The organism is Bacillus sp. SRL543 (assembly GCF_984799205.1).
In genome coordinates, this window is the sequence record NZ_OZ481794.1 from 3,318,032 (window position 1) to 3,332,920 (window position 14,889).

A 14,889-nucleotide genomic window follows, 5' to 3' on the forward strand; every position below is an offset into this window, starting at 1 on the left:
GGTCCAATTAGCTTCATCTTCAGACGACCCAACAGGAACACCTGTTCTAATTCATTATACCCACTATATTAAGCGAATATGCGTTCGTGTTCAATGGAAATTTTACGACGAATTTCTTGATTTCGGGTTGCCTGCCAGACGATATGCTGTTTTTCCAGTGTTTTGCAGCCGGCAGACTGGGGCTTCCAATTGCAGAGAGAATGGCTATACTGGCAAAGAGGGAGGAAACTTTATGGACAGAAAATTGATATATAAGATGGCGGCCGGCTGCCTTGGCCAGTATGGCCATGACAGCAGCTTAATCAAGCCTGAAAGCAGGGAATTTGAAGAACTTTACAGGAGTATTGAGGAGAAGAAAAATAATGATGCAGAAGCGGATTTGCATGAAATAGTCGAAGATGCGGTTTATGGATTTGTAACCGGATCTCCTTACTTTTGAGAATAGAAAGAAAACTTGTATTTCAATTGAAAAACAAACAGGACCCTCTGCTGGAGGGCCCTGTTTGTTTGGCGAAAGGCGGATTTTTGACTTTTATTAGCAAGTTTTTCAGTTTATTAGCAACTTTCTGGTTTTATTAGCAACTTTTCCCGTTTATTAGCAACTTTCCGTTTTTATTAGCAACTCTGCAAAACTGGCGGGACTATTACAATTCCCTCCAAAAAAACCGCACTCATTTTTTATTGAATGCGCGCCGGCCGGCCTTTTCAAAAAGGCGCGGGAAAAGGGCATAGATGGTGCTGCCGGCATTCATCCAGCGCGGGAGATTGATTTCCCGCCGGCCGGTCAGCATCGCATCCACCACTTTTTCTGCCACATAGCGCGGCTGCAGCATGAAACGCTGGACATTTTTCACATAAGTTCCTTTTTCATCTGCAATATTAAAGAAATTAGTGGCAATCGGGCCCGGGTTGACTGTCGTCACATGTACTCCCAGATCGGCGAGCTCCATCCGGAGGCTGTTCGAGTAGCCGAGGACTGCATGCTTCGTGGCAGAATACACGCTTGACTTTGGCGTAGCGATCTTTCCTGCCTGGGAAGCGATGTTAATGATATGCCCGCTCTTCCTGCTTCTCATAGAAGGGAGGACCATGCTCGTGCAGGCCATCAGCCCGATGACATTAACATCGAACATCCCCTTTATTTCCTCGATCGGCGCTTCGTGCGCTTCCCGGAAAACCCCGAAACCGGCATTGTTCACGAGCACATCAACATGTCCCCACTCATCCAGAATCCTGGCGAAAACGGACTGGACCGCCTTTGTATCAGAAACATCCAGCCGGTCTGTATACACTTCAGCGCCATAGCGGGTTCCAAGTGCACCGGCAATCTCCTCCAGCTTTTCCTGATTCCGCGCCAAAAGCCACAGCCTCGCTCCTCTTTCTGCGCAAAGGGCAGCCATTTCCGCTCCGATGCCTCCTGATGCCCCGGTGATGACAATATTTTTTTCATTAAGACGTCCTGACAGCAAAAAACCACCTCATTCAGCAATTGTATAAAAGAAGGCGCCGTCTTCCTCCTTAATAACAATTTCCCCTAACGACTCCAAATAGTCAAGCTGGGCTACTGTCTCCGAGAGAGTCAGGGTAAACTCCCGCTCATAAACGGCGGGAAACAGCCTCTGGCATACTTGGAAGGCAGTAAGCGGCCCTTCCTCAAGCCATCCTTTGACCTGCATTGCCCGGTCATGCTGGCGGCCGAGCCTCTTTTCAATCAGCGGAGGAACTTCGCTCACTTCAGGGCCGTGACCAGAATACACAAGGCTGATAGGAATTTCCAGCAGCTTTTTCAGTGAGTCATTATATTGAAGCATCGGCCTTGGACGTTCTGTTTCTCCAGGAAGCGGAGGCTCCAGGAGGGGATTCGGGGAAATACTGGCAAGCAAATGGTCTCCCCCGATGTAGGTGCCATCCTTTTCGCGGTACAAACCTATATGGCTTTGTGCATGCCCCGGGGTTTCCACCACACTCCAGCCCGGCAGGCCGGGCAGCTCATCGCCTTCGCAAATCGAGCCGGTAAGAGAGCGGCTGCAGGAGAATCTAAGCGTTTTCTTCATCAGGGCAATGAACGGCAAATAAGCATCCGGAATGCCAAATTCGCGGAAAAGCCCCCTGTAAAAGCGGTCATGCATATCAAAAAAGGCCTCTGTCCTGTTCAGCCAGCGTTCATTTGCCGGATGTCCGTAAACCTCAAGTTCAGGGGAAAAATAATCAAGCAGGCCGGCATGATCGGGATGGTGATGGGTGAGAATCACCTGTTCGATATCCTGCGGCTTCAGCTTCAGCTCCTGCAGCTGATGGTTCAGTGCTTCCCATGCTTCTTCTGTTTTGGGGCCGGCGTCCACCAAAGTCAGCCTGTCGCCTTTAATCAGGTAAACATTCACATCTCCAACTGGAAAAGGGGTGGGGATGACTAATTTCGCGATATCATTCTTCCATTCAGCCATTTTTCTTAACTCCTTGAAATTATATTTAAATAAAGGTAATGGATATAAAAACACTGGCTTCTCCAGCAGCACCATCATTTCAGTGGAAGATAAAGAATGCCGATACCGGAAAAAACACAGAATCTATGTATACTTCGGAGAATCCACAGACAGTATATACTGTAAGTTTAACTTCATTCTATACAATTGTCATTATTTTCACATAACTTTTCTTAAGGGATTTTAAAAATCATGATGAAAGCCTATTGACGGGCCGCTCTTTTTCTTGCATAATCACAAAAACATCTTTTTTATAAAAAACGAAGCGTTGAATAGGGCCAGTAAATGGGAAATGGCGAAAGAGAGTGAAGCCCGCCGGCTGAAAGGCTTCACCGCCCGCTTGAACATTGAACCTACCTTATGAGCTGTCAGGAAAACCTGACGTCCCGTCCCGGCGTTAACGGGCCTAAGCTGCACCAGCCCTGAACAAACGGACTGGTGAATGAAGGTGGTACCACGGAAGCAAAGCCTTTCGTCCTTTACTGGACGGAGGGCTTTTTATTTTTTACTGATCAAAAAACAGAAAGGATGAACCACTATGAAAAAACTGGCGGTCATCGGGGCCGGATCCATGGCTGAAGCCCTGATTGCAGGCATGATAGAAAACGGGCTCGTGAAAGCCGAGAGTATTTATGTGACCAATAAAAGCAATGAAGAACGGCTTGAAAGAATGGCATGCATATACGGCGTACACGCCACCCACAGTATGGAGGAGGTTATTACCGAAGCGGAAGCAGTCATCCTGGCCATGAAGCCAAAAGATGCGGCAGAAGCGATGGCGCGGCTTGCACCTTATCTGGACGAAAGTATGCTGATCATTTCCGTCCTTGCAGGCGTGCCGATGAAGAGCATTGAAAGGCTCTCCCGCCTCAAGCCTGCCATCATAAGGGCCATGCCAAACACATCGGCTGCAGTCTGCAAATCGGCCACTGCCCTGGCGGCAAACCTTAAAGCTACCAAAGAGCAGGCCGCACTCGCCAAGGAAATTTTCGAGACTGTCGGGACGGCGGTTTTTGTAGAAGAGGAACAGCTGGACGCAGTGACCGGCCTGTCGGGGAGCGGCCCTGCCTATATCTACTATTTGGCGGAAGCAATGGAGAAAAGCGCAGCCGAGGCCGGCCTTGATCAGCGGGTAGCAAAGGAGCTCATCATCCAGACACTGGCAGGCGCAGCGGCCATGCTCGCCCGCTCTGATAAAGATCCGGAAGAGCTGCGGAGAAATGTGACCAGCCCGGGAGGCACAACGGAGGCCGGGATCCGCGTGCTCGACAGCCATGGCGTCCAGGAGGCTTTCAGATTATGCATCAAAGAAGCGGCACTTCAGTCCGGGCGCCTTGGCAAAGCGATTACAGAGGAACTGCGGCAGAAGAATAGCCGAAGTTGAACATGTTCTCCCCTTTCCTTAAAATGGAGCAAAAAACAGGGAGGAAGTGAAAAAAATGGTGACCATTCTTCTTGGGCTCTGCATCATCATATGGATCTGTGCCCTGGCTGATGCTTTTTTGGGCTTGCGGAGGCTTGACCGGCTTGAAGATGAAGCAGAGCTGGCTGCCGGCCCTCTTCTGTCAATTGTCACAGCAGCCCGTAACGAAGCAGCCATAATTAAAGCGAGCATCCGCAGCCAGCTGGCGCAAAATTACAGGCACCTGGAATGGATACTTGTTAATGACCGGTCAGAGGATAGCACCGGAAAAATCATGGAAAAGCTCGCGCAGGAAGATGCAAGGATCAGGGTGCTTCATATCAATGCCCTGCCTGATGGCTGGCTTGGAAAAAACCATGCGCTCTGCAAGGGAGCAAAAATGGCAAAGGGAGATATCCTCCTCTTTACCGATGCTGATGTAATGTTCCGGAAAGATGCAGCAGGAAGAGCACTTTCCTATTTCTTCCGCCAGAGGCTCGATCATCTCACAGCTGCTCCGGCTTTAAAGGCGCACAGCTTCTGGCTCAAGGCGTTCATCGGCTTTTTCCTATTCGGTTTCTCCTATTATAAACGTCCCTGGCTGGCCAATAGCCCGGAGTCCAAAACGGGGATCGGAATCGGCGCTTTTAACCTTATTTCCAAGAACACTTATGAAGAAGCAGGCACACACGAAGCCATCAGGATGAGGCCCGATGATGATCTGATGCTCGGGATGCTGGTGAAGAGGCTTGGGTACAGGCAGAAAATCGCCGCTGCACTGGAGCTGCTCGAAGTCGAATGGTATACAAGCCTTGGAGAAGCATTGAAAGGCCTTGAGAAAAATACATTCGCGGGCCTTCATTACCGGATCAGCATGGTGGTCCTCGCCATTGCCGGCACTTTCATTTCCCAAGTGCTTCCCTTCTTTGCCGTTTTTTCGCCGGATCGGCTGATCATGGGACTCAGTGCCGCAAATATCATTCTGCTGGGATGCCTCTATACAATGATTTCAAACCGAATGACTCCCTTTTCACCTGCGCTTTTTCTCGTTTTTCCGTTAACAGCGCTTCTGTTCATTTACAGCATCATGCGCGCGAGTTTCTTGACCTTTAAGAGGGGAGGCATCATCTGGCGCGGTACAAAATACAGCCTGAAGGAGCTTCGCTCAAAAAATAAATGAGCGCGAGCGCTTTCTTTTTCCTTCCCTTCTGCCCCCTGCTATACTAAAAGTGCTTAGCAGCACGAAATAAGAAGGAGGCAATTATGGACACAAAGCTATTTTCTCCGTATACAGTGAAAGATGTTACACTAAAAAACCGCATCGTCATGGCGCCGATGTGCATGTATTCCAGCCATAATGAAGATGGAAAAGTAGAGAACTGGCATTTGACCCATTATACAAGCAGGGCTGTCGGACAAGTCGGGCTGATCATTGTGGAAGCGACGGCTGTAACAGCGCAAGGCCGCATTTCTCCCCAGGATCTCGGGATCTGGAGCGATGACCATATCGAGGGGCTGCAGCAGCTGACAGGCATGATGAAGGAGCATGGCACCCGTGCCGGCATCCAGCTGGCGCATGCAGGCAGAAAAGCGGTTATTGAGGGCGAAATCATTGCGCCATCTGCCGTTGCTTTCAATGAAAAAATGAAAACACCGAAAGAAATGACAAAACAAGAGATTAAAGAAACGATTGAAGCCTTTAAGGAAGGTGCTGTCCGTGCAAAGAAAGCCGGATTCGAGGTTATCGAAATCCATGCGGCCCACGGCTATCTGATCAATGAGTTTCTATCTCCCCTATCCAATCTCAGGGAAGATGAATACGGCGGGATTGCAGAAAACCGCTACCGCTTCCTGAGTGAAGTCATCGACAGCATCCAGGCTGTTTGGGACGGACCGCTCTTTGTGAGGATATCAGCAAGCGACTACAATGATAACGGACTGGATATCGAAGATTATGTCACGTTCGGGCGCTGGATGAAGGAACAGGGCATCGACCTGATCGATGTAAGCTCCGGAGCACTCGTGCCGGCCCGCATTCACGCTTATCCCGGCTACCAGGTCAAATTCGCCGAAACTATCAAAAGTGAGGCAGACATCCCGACAGGCGCCGTCGGCCTGATCACATCCGGACTGCAGGCTGAAGAAATCCTGCAGAACGACAGAGCAGACCTCATCTTCATCGCACGTGAGCTGCTCCGCGATCCATACTTCCCAAAAACCGCAGCCAAACAGCTCGGCACCGAAATCGAACCCCCGAAACAATATGATAGAGGGTGGTAAGAAAAGCGGAGGGCGCTTGCCCAGCCCCGACTAGCATAAGACGAGCAGGACGGAAGGTTGTACTTTAACCTTCTGGCCTGATTGGCTTATGACTCGAGGGGCTAGCGCCCGGAGCTGGACAACAGGAAAAGCGGAAAAGCCTTGTTCAGCCCCGACAAGCATAAGACGCTCCTGGATAAAAGGCGTTCTTTGCCTTTAATCCAGGAGTGGCTTATGACTCGAGGGGCTAGGCTTTGGAGCTGGACAATAAGAAAAGAGGAGGGCGCTTGCCCTTCTCAAGACACAAAAAGAGCGTGCAGTCCCCAAAGGCTGCACGCTCTTCTTTCATTCTTCCAGCCAAATCCGTTCAAGGATATGACCATCATCACTGATGGCAATCCTGAAGACATCAGGATTGGACATCTTCATTAACACATCAAAGCCGCTTTGTCCGTTGAAATATCTAAGCAGGAGCGTGCTTAAATTTCCATGGCTGGCAAGGAGGATGTGCTCCTCTGGACGCTGGAGGGCTTCTTTTATGACGGATGCAGCCCTTGCCATCCCTTCTTCCTGGGTTTCACCGTTTTCAAAGCGCAGCCCGAAATCATCAAAGCTTTGCTTAAGCTTATCCTGCCAGTCATCAAAATAGAGTGAACTCAGCACCCTTTCCCCAAGCCGGGAGTCAGCAGAGACATCAAGCCCTTTAGACTCTGCAAGCGGCCCGACCGTCTCCAGTGCTCTGATGAAAGGGCTGGAATAGATAAAATCAACAGGCTTATTCTTGAAAAATCCGGCAAGCTTCACTGCCTGCCTTCTCCCCTCTTCAGTCAGCCGTGCTTCAAATGGCTGGCCTTCTGCTTTGGCATGCCGGACGATATAAAGTGTCTTCACGCTCCCCATCTCCTTATCTATTAACCGGAATATGGAATTCCTTGAAATCCTCTGCTATGTCAGCAGCTGGAAAAACGGTGCGTGCTTCATCGGTGAGCGCTGCCCAGTCTGCTCTTTCATAGCGTGCACTGATATGCGTAAGGCACAATTTCTTTACGTTGGCCTGCCTGGCAATTTCCGCAGCCTGAACAGTGGTGGAATGAAAATAGTCGCGTGCCATTGCTTCTTCGCCAGCCTGGAAGGTTGCTTCATGGACAAGCAAATCAGCATCTTTGGCCAGTTCAAGGGCGCTTGCACACATCCTTGTGTCACCAAGGATTGTGATGACCCTGCCTTTGATATCCGGGCCGAGAAAATCTGCCGGATTCAAAACAGTGCCGTCCTCCAGCACAGCTGGCATCCCATTTTTTATATCCCTGTAAATCGGGCCCGGCATGACTCCCGCTTCCTTCAGCTTATCAGCCTGGAGAGTGCCCGGTTTGTCTTTTTCCACGATCCTGTAGCCAAGAGAAGCGATTCCATGGTCAAGAAGCTTTGCCTCCACTTTAAAATCACCATCTTCAAAAACAACACCTTCTGCTGCCTCAATGATTTTCAGCGGATACTTCAAATAAGTCCCGCTCACTGATAGGCTGATCTCAATATAATCCTTCAGCCCCTTTGGCCCGTACAATTCCACCTCTGTTTCCCCTCCCTGGAAGGAGCGGCTTGAAAGAAGTCCGGGAAGCCCGTATATATGGTCGCCGTGCATGTGGGTTATAAAAATCTTTTCAATCTTCCTTGGTTTTAACGAAGTGTGCAGGATCTGATGCTGGGTAGCCTCGCCGCAGTCAAACAGCCAGACTGTCCCCCGCTCCTCCAGAAGCTTCAATGCCATTGAGGTAACATTTCTAAGCTTGGCCGGGATTCCTGCCCCCGTTCCTAAAAATAGTAAATCCACCATGATCCCCCTTTAGTTAATCCATTTGCCTGCAAAATCGGATTTTTATAATCACTATATCATAAATGCCAGCAGGAAGATCTTTCCGGAATTGAAGGCAGGTTTCGGCCCCATAAAATACGGATAGTTTCCCGCCCATTGCGGAAACTAATCAGGCAGCAGCCAAAGGCAGCGCTTTCGCAGGAGAAAGGCGCATATTATTTGCGATTTCATTGGGAAAGCTATAAAATTTTATACTTGTATGGGTGTTCTTTTAATGGAAGACTTTTTATAGCCTTTGTTTGTGTCAGGGGCATCATCCGGGTTGCGGATCCAGTGAGCCTGCCGGCATAAAAAGAGCTTTTCTAAAGATAAATCCCGCTGCAGGCCTACAGCATAAGAACTTACATATATTGAAATTTTGTTGAAGAGAGGTTTATGTACCGTGAAACAGAATGAAAAACCAACAGGATTAATCATGATTTTCGGAGCCACAGGCGACCTTGCCAACCGTAAACTGTTCCCTTCCCTCTACAGGCTTTTTGAAAAGGGAAATCTTTCAGAGCGTTTTGCTGTCGTCGGGGTTGCAAGAAGACCGCTTTCCAACGAGGAATTTCAGGAAAATGTAAAAAATTCCGTTCAGTCGGCGATCAAGGACAGCAGCAGGCTGGATGAGTTTGCATCCCATTTCTACTATCACTCACATGATGTGACAGATTCAAGCTCTTATCTAGCTTTAAAGTCAATGGCTGAAGATCTTGATACTACTTATGGCCTGGAAGGCAATCGTATTTTCTATCTGGCCATGGCACCGGAATTCTTCGGCACCATTGCTGTTCATTTGAAGCAGGATGGCCTGACCGAAACCAACGGATTCAAGCGCCTTGTCATAGAAAAGCCGTTCGGCCATGATCTTGAGTCTGCAAAAGAGTTGAACAGCCAGATCAGGCATGCTTTTTCCGAAGATGAAATTTACCGCATCGATCATTATCTTGGTAAACAAATGGTCCAGAATATTGAGGTAATCCGTTTTGCCAATGCACTGTTTGAGCCGCTCTGGAATAACCGCCATATTTCCAATATCCAGGTAACATCAAGCGAGGTCCTTGGGGTAGAAGAACGCGGCCGCTATTACGAAAAAAGCGGGGCCTTAAGGGATATGGTTCAGAACCATATGCTGCAAATGGTGGCGCTGCTTGCGATGGAGCCGCCGATCCGTTTGACGACCGATGAGATCCGCTCAGAAAAAGTAAAGGTCCTGCGTGCCATGCGTCCGCTTGAGGGCGAAATGGTCCATGAACATTTTGTGCGCGGCCAGTATGGCAAAGGCGAGCTTAACGGCGAAGAAGTGCCAGGGTACCGTGAAGAACCAATGGTTGACAGCGAATCCAATACCGAAACATTTGTGGCCGGAAGATTGACTATCGACAACTTCCGCTGGGCCGGCGTCCCGATCTATATCAGGACAGGAAAAAGGATGGCCGTCAAGTCAACGAAGATTGTCATCCAATTCAAGGATATTCCGATGAACCTGTACTATGAAACAGGACAGACAGTCAATCCGAACCTGCTGATCATCCATATCCAGCCTGATGAAGGAATCACGCTTCACCTTAATGCCAAAAAGTCAGGAAACCAGCTTGAAGCGAATCAAGTGAAACTGAACTTCTCGAATAAAAGCGGAAGCGGCATAAATACGCCCGAAGCGTATGAAAAGCTGCTGTATGACTGCATGAGAGGCGATGCCACAAACTTTACCCACTGGGATGAAGTGGCATTATCCTGGAGCTTCGTGGACAAGATTTCCGAAGTATGGGAAAACCATAAAGCGGAAAACTTCCCTAACTATGATGCCGGGACAATGGGCCCGAAAGAAGCAGACCAGCTCCTTGAAAAAGAAGGATTCTCCTGGTGGCCAGTGGCAGACTTAGACGTTGATAATTGCTAAAAGAAATGCGGAGGCGGCTTGCCCAGAGCCGACTAGCATAAGACGAGCAGGACGGAAGGTTGTTCTTTAACCTTCTGGCCTGATCGGCTTATGACTCGAGGCTCTAGCCACCGGAGCTGGACAATACGAAATGCGGAGGCGGCTGCACAGGCCGCATCCTGCATATAACTCCAAAGAACAGAAGAACCCCTCCGGTTTTCCGGAGGGGTTCTTCTGCATTCAAAAAGCCGCCTGGTTCAGACGGCTTCCCGCATATAAAGTTAAATCCAGTTTGTATGGAAGGTTCCTTCTTTGTCGGTGCGCTGATACGTATGGGCACCAAAATAATCCCGCTGTGCCTGTAGCAGATTGGCCGGCAGGGTTTCCGTCCGGTAGCTGTCATAGTAAGAAAGCGCCGCTGAGAAGCATGGCACCGGAATCCCGTTCTGGACGGCAGAGCTGATGATATCCCGCAGGGCCGCCTGGTAGCTTTCGGCGATCTCCTTGAAATACGGGTCAAGCAAAAGATTCTTAAGCCCAGGGTCACTGTCATACGCTTCTTTGATTTTCTGCAGGAACTGGGCCCGGATGATGCAGCCTCCGCGGAAGATCATCGCGATATCGCCATATTTCAAATCCCAGCTGTATTCATCGGAAGCCGCCCGCATTTGGGCAAATCCCTGTGCATAGGAACAGATTTTGCTCATGTATAAAGCTTTGCGGACAGATTCAATGAACGCTTCCCTGTCTCCTTCAAAGCCCTTCGCTTCAGGTCCCTTCAGAAGCTTGCTCGCATGGACGCGCTCCTCTTTCATGGCCGAAAGGAAGCGTGCAAAGACGGACTCAGTGATAATTGGAAGCGGGACACCTAAATCAAGAGCACTTTGGCTTGTCCATTTCCCTGTGCCCTTTTGGCCGGCTGTATCGAGAATCACATCCACGAGCGGCTTGCCTGTTTCCTCATCCTTTTTCGTAAAAATATCTGCTGTAATTTCAATCAGATAGCTGTCGAGTTCGCCCTTATTCCAGTCTGCAAAGACGGTGTGCAGCTCTTCTGCCGACAAGCCAAGTACATTTTTAAGAAGGAAATAAGATTCGGAGATCAGCTGCATGTCTCCATACTCGATCCCATTATGGACCATCTTGACATAATGTCCAGCCCCGTCCGGTCCTATGTACGTTGTACACGGCTCGCCATTCACTTTTGCAGAAATATCCTTGAAAATCGGTGCGACGAGGTCATAAGCTTCCTTTTGCCCGCCCGGCATGATGGACGGCCCTTTCAGCGCGCCCTCTTCTCCCCCGGACACCCCGGTTCCGATAAAATGGATGCCGAGTTCGCTCAGTTCTTTATTCCGCCGCTGGGTATCTGCGAAAAAGGTATTTCCGCCATCTATCAGTATATTGCCTTTTTCCAGATAAGGCTTAAGCTGATCGATCGTTGCGTCCGTAGGGCCGCCAGCTTTAACCATCAGCATAATTTTCCGCGGTTTTTCAAGGGAATTGACAAACTCCTCGACCGAGTAGGTTCCAATAATGTTCTTCCCTTCGGATTCTTTGAGCATTTCTTCCGTTTTTTCAGATGATCTATTATAGACAGAAACAGCATATCCCCTGCTTTCAATGTTCCAGGCAAGGTTTTTTCCCATAACGGCAAGTCCGATGACTCCTATTTCCTGTTTAGCCATATCAATCTCCCTTTCTGCTCCTGAAGCTGGTTTCTACTTCTGGCATGCCCACCAAGGCTGCTGCCAATAATAATAATGTCTCAAAACGGCAAAAGGAATGCAACTAATCAAACTTGGACTTTCCCTTCTTAGTTTGACGTTCCATTCCTTTTATAAACATTATTCCTGATCTTTTTGATTTGGATGATGGATTTGGCGTTTTCCTGCACCGTGGAGGAAATCCTTATTGAAGCTGGTATCTGTCCCGATTACAGGTTTGTCAGCTTCATCGCCGGCAGCACCTATGATCTTATCACCGAATTTACTCCGGAGATCGGCCAGGGTTTTGAAAAGCGGCTCTTTCCTGGCCTCTTTTTCATAAGAAAATATATCAAGCTGGCGGACGGCCTGGTCCTGCTCCACAAGTTCCTGGGCCGTAACCCCGAGGAGGCGGACCGGATCTCCATTCCAGTGCTTGATGAACAGCCCGCGGCTGAGAGCAGCCAGATCATCCTTTAAGCTGACAGGGTTATCCAGCTTCCGGCTCCTTGTTATGGTCTTTCTGTCTTTGTAGCGGATGGTGATTCCGAGCGCCGAAGTATATACCTTCTTTTTCTTCAGGCGGGCGGATACCTTTTCCGACAGCATATCAAGCACCTTTAGGAGCTCCTTCTGATTGGACACATCCCTTGGGAGCGTAGTTGAATTGCCGACGCTTTTGAACTCGGCAGCTGACTCGGGGTCTACCGGCCTGCGGTCGATCCCGTTCGCCCTCTCTTTCAGGCGCGGTCCATTGATGCCGAGCAGCCCTTTCAGCTGCAGCTCATTTGCTCCGGCAAGGCCGCCGATTGTCTTAATTTGAAGGGTGCGCAGCTTCTCGCCTGTCTTTTTGCCGACTCCATGCATCTCCTCCACAGGCATCGGCCATAGTCTATGTTTGATATCCCGTTTCCGAAGCACAGTGATGCCCATCGGCTTCTTCATATCCGAAGCCATTTTGGCAAGAAATTTATTAGGAGCCACCCCTATGCTGCAGGGCAGATCAAGCTGATCGAGTATCTGCTTCTGTATGCTCTCTGCAATCTCAAGAGGAGCTCCATATTCATAGCTCTCTGTAATATCGACATAGCCTTCATCGATGGAAACAGGCTCAACAAGGGCGGAGTATTGGCCGAGGATATTGAACATTCCCATAGAGGCCGCCCGGTACCGTTCGAAGTTCGGCTTCTTCACGATCAGCTGCGGGCACAGTTTTTTTGCTTCCCACAACGGCATTGTTGTCCTGACACCGAACTTTCTGGCTTCATAGCTGCATGTGACGATTATTCCCCTTCGCTCTTCTGCGTTTCCGGCAATCGCCAGAGGCTTCCCTTTCAGCTCGGGATCATAGGCCATCTCGACTGAAGCATAAAAGCTGTTCATATCGACATGCAAAATGACCCGCCCATTCTTTGGATATAATTCTCTCATGCCTCTGCACTTCCCTGCCTGAATGATAGCTTTATTTTAACAAATTTATGCACCCAAGGCGAAGAAAGCAAAAGGGCCTGCAGCGGGCGGCAGGCCCCGGATCTGAAAAAGCTTTAGACAGCTTCTTCTTTCCTGTCTTTCATGAACTCTTTGATTTCGCGGATTCCTTCAAGCGCTTGTACCAGCCTGAGAGGATCGATGATTGTGATGAGCCGGCTGCCCAAGGCTGCCACTCCGCTGAAGTAGGTGGTTTTCTGATAAGCAGCGAGCCCCAGCTCTTTAATGGCTTCTTTCGGCATGTCAAGTATTTCCTTAGCGTCGGCTACCGAAGCGCCAAGAGAAAGCTCTTCTGTCTGCAGCACGATCATCCTGGCAGCATCAGATTCTGCCTGACTGCGGTCATAGAGAATATGTTCGAAATCGATAACAGGAATTAATTCTCCCCTTACCTTTGAAATCCCCTTCACATATGCTGGGAGATGGGGGATCGGTGTGATGCCCTCCGCCTTTTCGATTGAAATCACAAATTCAATCGGAATAGCATATTCTTCTCTGCCTACCTGAAACACAATCATTTTTTTATTATCATCCATCACTTTAGTCCCTCCGTCCGCTAACCTGGCGCTATGTATATCTATTACAAATATACCATATTTTTTACGGATCCGGTGATTAACTGTGTACAAAGTCCTCCTGATAAAAAGAAAAAAGAGAGAACCCGCAGGCCCTCTCGCTGATAATCATTCATTTCCAGATACTTCGTTGATAATGGCTACAACCATTTCCCCAAGCTTGTTCAGCTCTTCAACCGGCATGCGCTCATTGGTTGTATGAATCTCTTCATAGCCAACGGCCAGATTGACTGTCGGGATGCCGAATCCGGCAATCACATTCGCATCACTGCCTCCGCCGCTATGAAGAAGTTCGCTGCTGCGGCCGATTTTTGCTGCAGCTTTCTTCGCTACTTCAACTACATGATCCCCTGCTCCATACTTGAAGCCAGGATACATGACCTGGATTTCAACATCGGCTTTGCCGCCCATTTCTTCTGCTGCGCTTTCGAACGCTTCTTTCATCTTGGCTGCCTGCGCTTCCATCTTTTCGCCAATAAGGGAACGGGCTTCGGCCAGGATGTCGACACGGTCGCAAACGATATTTGTCTGCTGGCCGCCTTCGAATCTGCCGATATTGGCAGTCGTTTCCTCATCAATGCGTCCAAGCGGCATGCGAGCCACTGCTTTTGCCGCGATGGTGATGGCAGAAACGCCTTTCTCAGGGGCCACACCGGCATGAGCTGTTTTGCCTTGGATGACAGCTTTCACCTTCGCCTGTGTCGGCGCTGCTACAATAATATTCCCAACCTTGCCGTCGCTGTCGAGCGCATAGCCGAACTTAGCTTTTACAAGGGAACGGTCAAGCGCCTTCGCTCCGACCAGCCCTGACTCTTCGCCTGCTGTGATGATGAACTGGATGGTGCCATGCCCGATGTTCTGCTCTTTGAGAACCCTGACTACCTCAAGCATAACGGCAAGGCCCGCTTTATCATCGGCGCCCAGGATGGTAGTTCCGTCTGTCACCACATATCCGTCCTCAACAGATGGCTTGATGCCTTTACCGGGAACGACAGTATCCATATGGGAAGTAAAATAAATGGTATCAACGCCTTCTTTTGTGCCTTCCAGCGTGCAGATGAGATTTCCTGCTCCATGGCCTGTTTCAGCAGTCGTATCGTCCTCAAAAACATCGACTCCCAAATCAGAGAATTTCTTCTTCAGGACCTTAGCGATTTCTGCTTCATGCTTTGTTTCAGAATCCACCTGGACAAGCTCCAGGAATTCATTTAATAAACGCTCCTGATTAATCATATTTTT

At 49.3% G+C, this 14,889-nt stretch carries 13 protein-coding genes; 5 read left to right on the top strand and 8 right to left on the bottom strand.

Annotated elements, in window-relative coordinates; translation table 11 throughout:
• Positions 1-232: 232 nt before the first annotated feature.
• A complete protein-coding gene (locus AC4E8B_RS17040; protein ID WP_490214525.1) occupies positions 233-439 on the top strand; it encodes a YqzH family protein in 207 nt (68 codons plus the stop codon).
• A gap of 232 nt (positions 440-671) precedes the next feature.
• Here AC4E8B_RS17040 and AC4E8B_RS17045 read toward each other — a convergent pair whose 3' ends face one another.
• Positions 672-1,466 carry an SDR family NAD(P)-dependent oxidoreductase gene (locus AC4E8B_RS17045; protein ID WP_490219747.1) on the bottom strand — a complete coding sequence of 265 codons (795 nt, stop codon included), beginning with the start codon at positions 1,464-1,466 and terminating at the stop codon, positions 672-674.
• Positions 1,467-1,478: 12 nt separating this feature from the next.
• Positions 1,479-2,444 (bottom strand): MBL fold metallo-hydrolase, encoded by a 966-nt coding sequence (locus AC4E8B_RS17050; protein WP_490214526.1) that lies wholly within the window; start codon positions 2,442-2,444, stop codon positions 1,479-1,481.
• Between the two features lie 577 nt (positions 2,445-3,021).
• Here AC4E8B_RS17050 and proC point away from each other — a divergent pair.
• From proC to namA, 3 genes are all read left to right on the top strand, one after another.
• Positions 3,022-3,867: a pyrroline-5-carboxylate reductase gene (proC, locus tag AC4E8B_RS17055; protein ID WP_490214527.1), complete on the top strand. Its 846-nt coding sequence runs from the start codon at positions 3,022-3,024 to the stop codon at positions 3,865-3,867.
• Positions 3,868-3,922: 55 nt separating this feature from the next.
• A complete protein-coding gene (locus AC4E8B_RS17060; RefSeq protein WP_490219749.1) occupies positions 3,923-5,065 on the top strand; it encodes a glycosyltransferase family 2 protein in 1,143 nt (380 codons plus the stop codon).
• A gap of 83 nt (positions 5,066-5,148) precedes the next feature.
• Complete coding sequence (gene namA, locus AC4E8B_RS17065) at positions 5,149-6,165, top strand: NADPH dehydrogenase NamA (RefSeq protein ID WP_490214528.1); 1,017 nt, start codon at positions 5,149-5,151, stop codon at positions 6,163-6,165.
• 324 nt (positions 6,166-6,489) lie between these two features.
• Here namA and AC4E8B_RS17070 read toward each other — a convergent pair whose 3' ends face one another.
• Positions 6,490-7,035: a histidine phosphatase family protein gene (locus AC4E8B_RS17070; protein ID WP_490214529.1), complete on the bottom strand. Its 546-nt coding sequence runs from the start codon at positions 7,033-7,035 to the stop codon at positions 6,490-6,492.
• A 13-nt stretch (positions 7,036-7,048) separates the two neighbouring features.
• Positions 7,049-7,975 (bottom strand): ribonuclease Z, encoded by a 927-nt coding sequence (rnz, locus tag AC4E8B_RS17075; protein WP_490219751.1) that lies wholly within the window; start codon positions 7,973-7,975, stop codon positions 7,049-7,051.
• Between the two features lie 457 nt (positions 7,976-8,432).
• On the opposite strand from rnz, the gene zwf reads away from it, so the two are divergent.
• Positions 8,433-9,902 carry a glucose-6-phosphate dehydrogenase gene (gene zwf / locus AC4E8B_RS17080; RefSeq protein ID WP_490219753.1) on the top strand — a complete coding sequence of 490 codons (1,470 nt, stop codon included), beginning with the start codon at positions 8,433-8,435 and terminating at the stop codon, positions 9,900-9,902.
• 260 nt (positions 9,903-10,162) lie between these two features.
• On the opposite strand, the gene gndA is transcribed toward zwf, so the two are convergent.
• The 4 genes from gndA to AC4E8B_RS17100 form a co-directional block, all read right to left on the bottom strand.
• On the bottom strand, positions 10,163-11,569 hold the full coding sequence (gene gndA / locus AC4E8B_RS17085) for an NADP-dependent phosphogluconate dehydrogenase (protein ID WP_490214530.1): 1,407 nt from the start codon (positions 11,567-11,569) through the stop codon (positions 10,163-10,165).
• A gap of 159 nt (positions 11,570-11,728) precedes the next feature.
• Positions 11,729-13,018, bottom strand: a complete 1,290-nt coding sequence (locus tag AC4E8B_RS17090; protein ID WP_490214531.1) for a DNA polymerase IV — start codon at positions 13,016-13,018, stop codon at positions 11,729-11,731.
• A gap of 113 nt (positions 13,019-13,131) precedes the next feature.
• On the bottom strand, positions 13,132-13,611 hold the full coding sequence (locus AC4E8B_RS17095; RefSeq protein ID WP_490214532.1) for a chemotaxis protein CheW: 480 nt from the start codon (positions 13,609-13,611) through the stop codon (positions 13,132-13,134).
• Positions 13,612-13,758: 147 nt separating this feature from the next.
• Positions 13,759-14,883, bottom strand: a complete 1,125-nt coding sequence (locus AC4E8B_RS17100) for a M20/M25/M40 family metallo-hydrolase (protein ID WP_490214533.1) — start codon at positions 14,881-14,883, stop codon at positions 13,759-13,761.
• Positions 14,884-14,889 lie beyond the last annotated feature (6 nt).

Coding starts and splice junctions, on each gene's coding strand:
- AC4E8B_RS17040 (WP_490214525.1), top strand. CDS start 233: ATGGACAGAAAATTGATATATAAGATGGCGGCCGGCTGCCTTGGCCAG.
- AC4E8B_RS17050 (WP_490214526.1), bottom strand. CDS start 2,444: ATGGCTGAATGGAAGAATGATATCGCGAAATTAGTCATCCCCACCCCT.
- proC (WP_490214527.1), top strand. CDS start 3,022: ATGAAAAAACTGGCGGTCATCGGGGCCGGATCCATGGCTGAAGCCCTG.
- AC4E8B_RS17060 (WP_490219749.1), top strand. CDS start 3,923: ATGGTGACCATTCTTCTTGGGCTCTGCATCATCATATGGATCTGTGCC.
- namA (WP_490214528.1), top strand. CDS start 5,149: ATGGACACAAAGCTATTTTCTCCGTATACAGTGAAAGATGTTACACTA.
- zwf (WP_490219753.1), top strand. CDS start 8,433: ATGATTTTCGGAGCCACAGGCGACCTTGCCAACCGTAAACTGTTCCCT.
- gndA (WP_490214530.1), bottom strand. CDS start 11,569: ATGGCTAAACAGGAAATAGGAGTCATCGGACTTGCCGTTATGGGAAAA.
- AC4E8B_RS17090 (WP_490214531.1), bottom strand. CDS start 13,018: ATGAGAGAATTATATCCAAAGAATGGGCGGGTCATTTTGCATGTCGAT.
- AC4E8B_RS17095 (WP_490214532.1), bottom strand. CDS start 13,611: ATGGATGATAATAAAAAAATGATTGTGTTTCAGGTAGGCAGAGAAGAA.
- AC4E8B_RS17100 (WP_490214533.1), bottom strand. CDS start 14,883: ATGATTAATCAGGAGCGTTTATTAAATGAATTCCTGGAGCTTGTCCAG.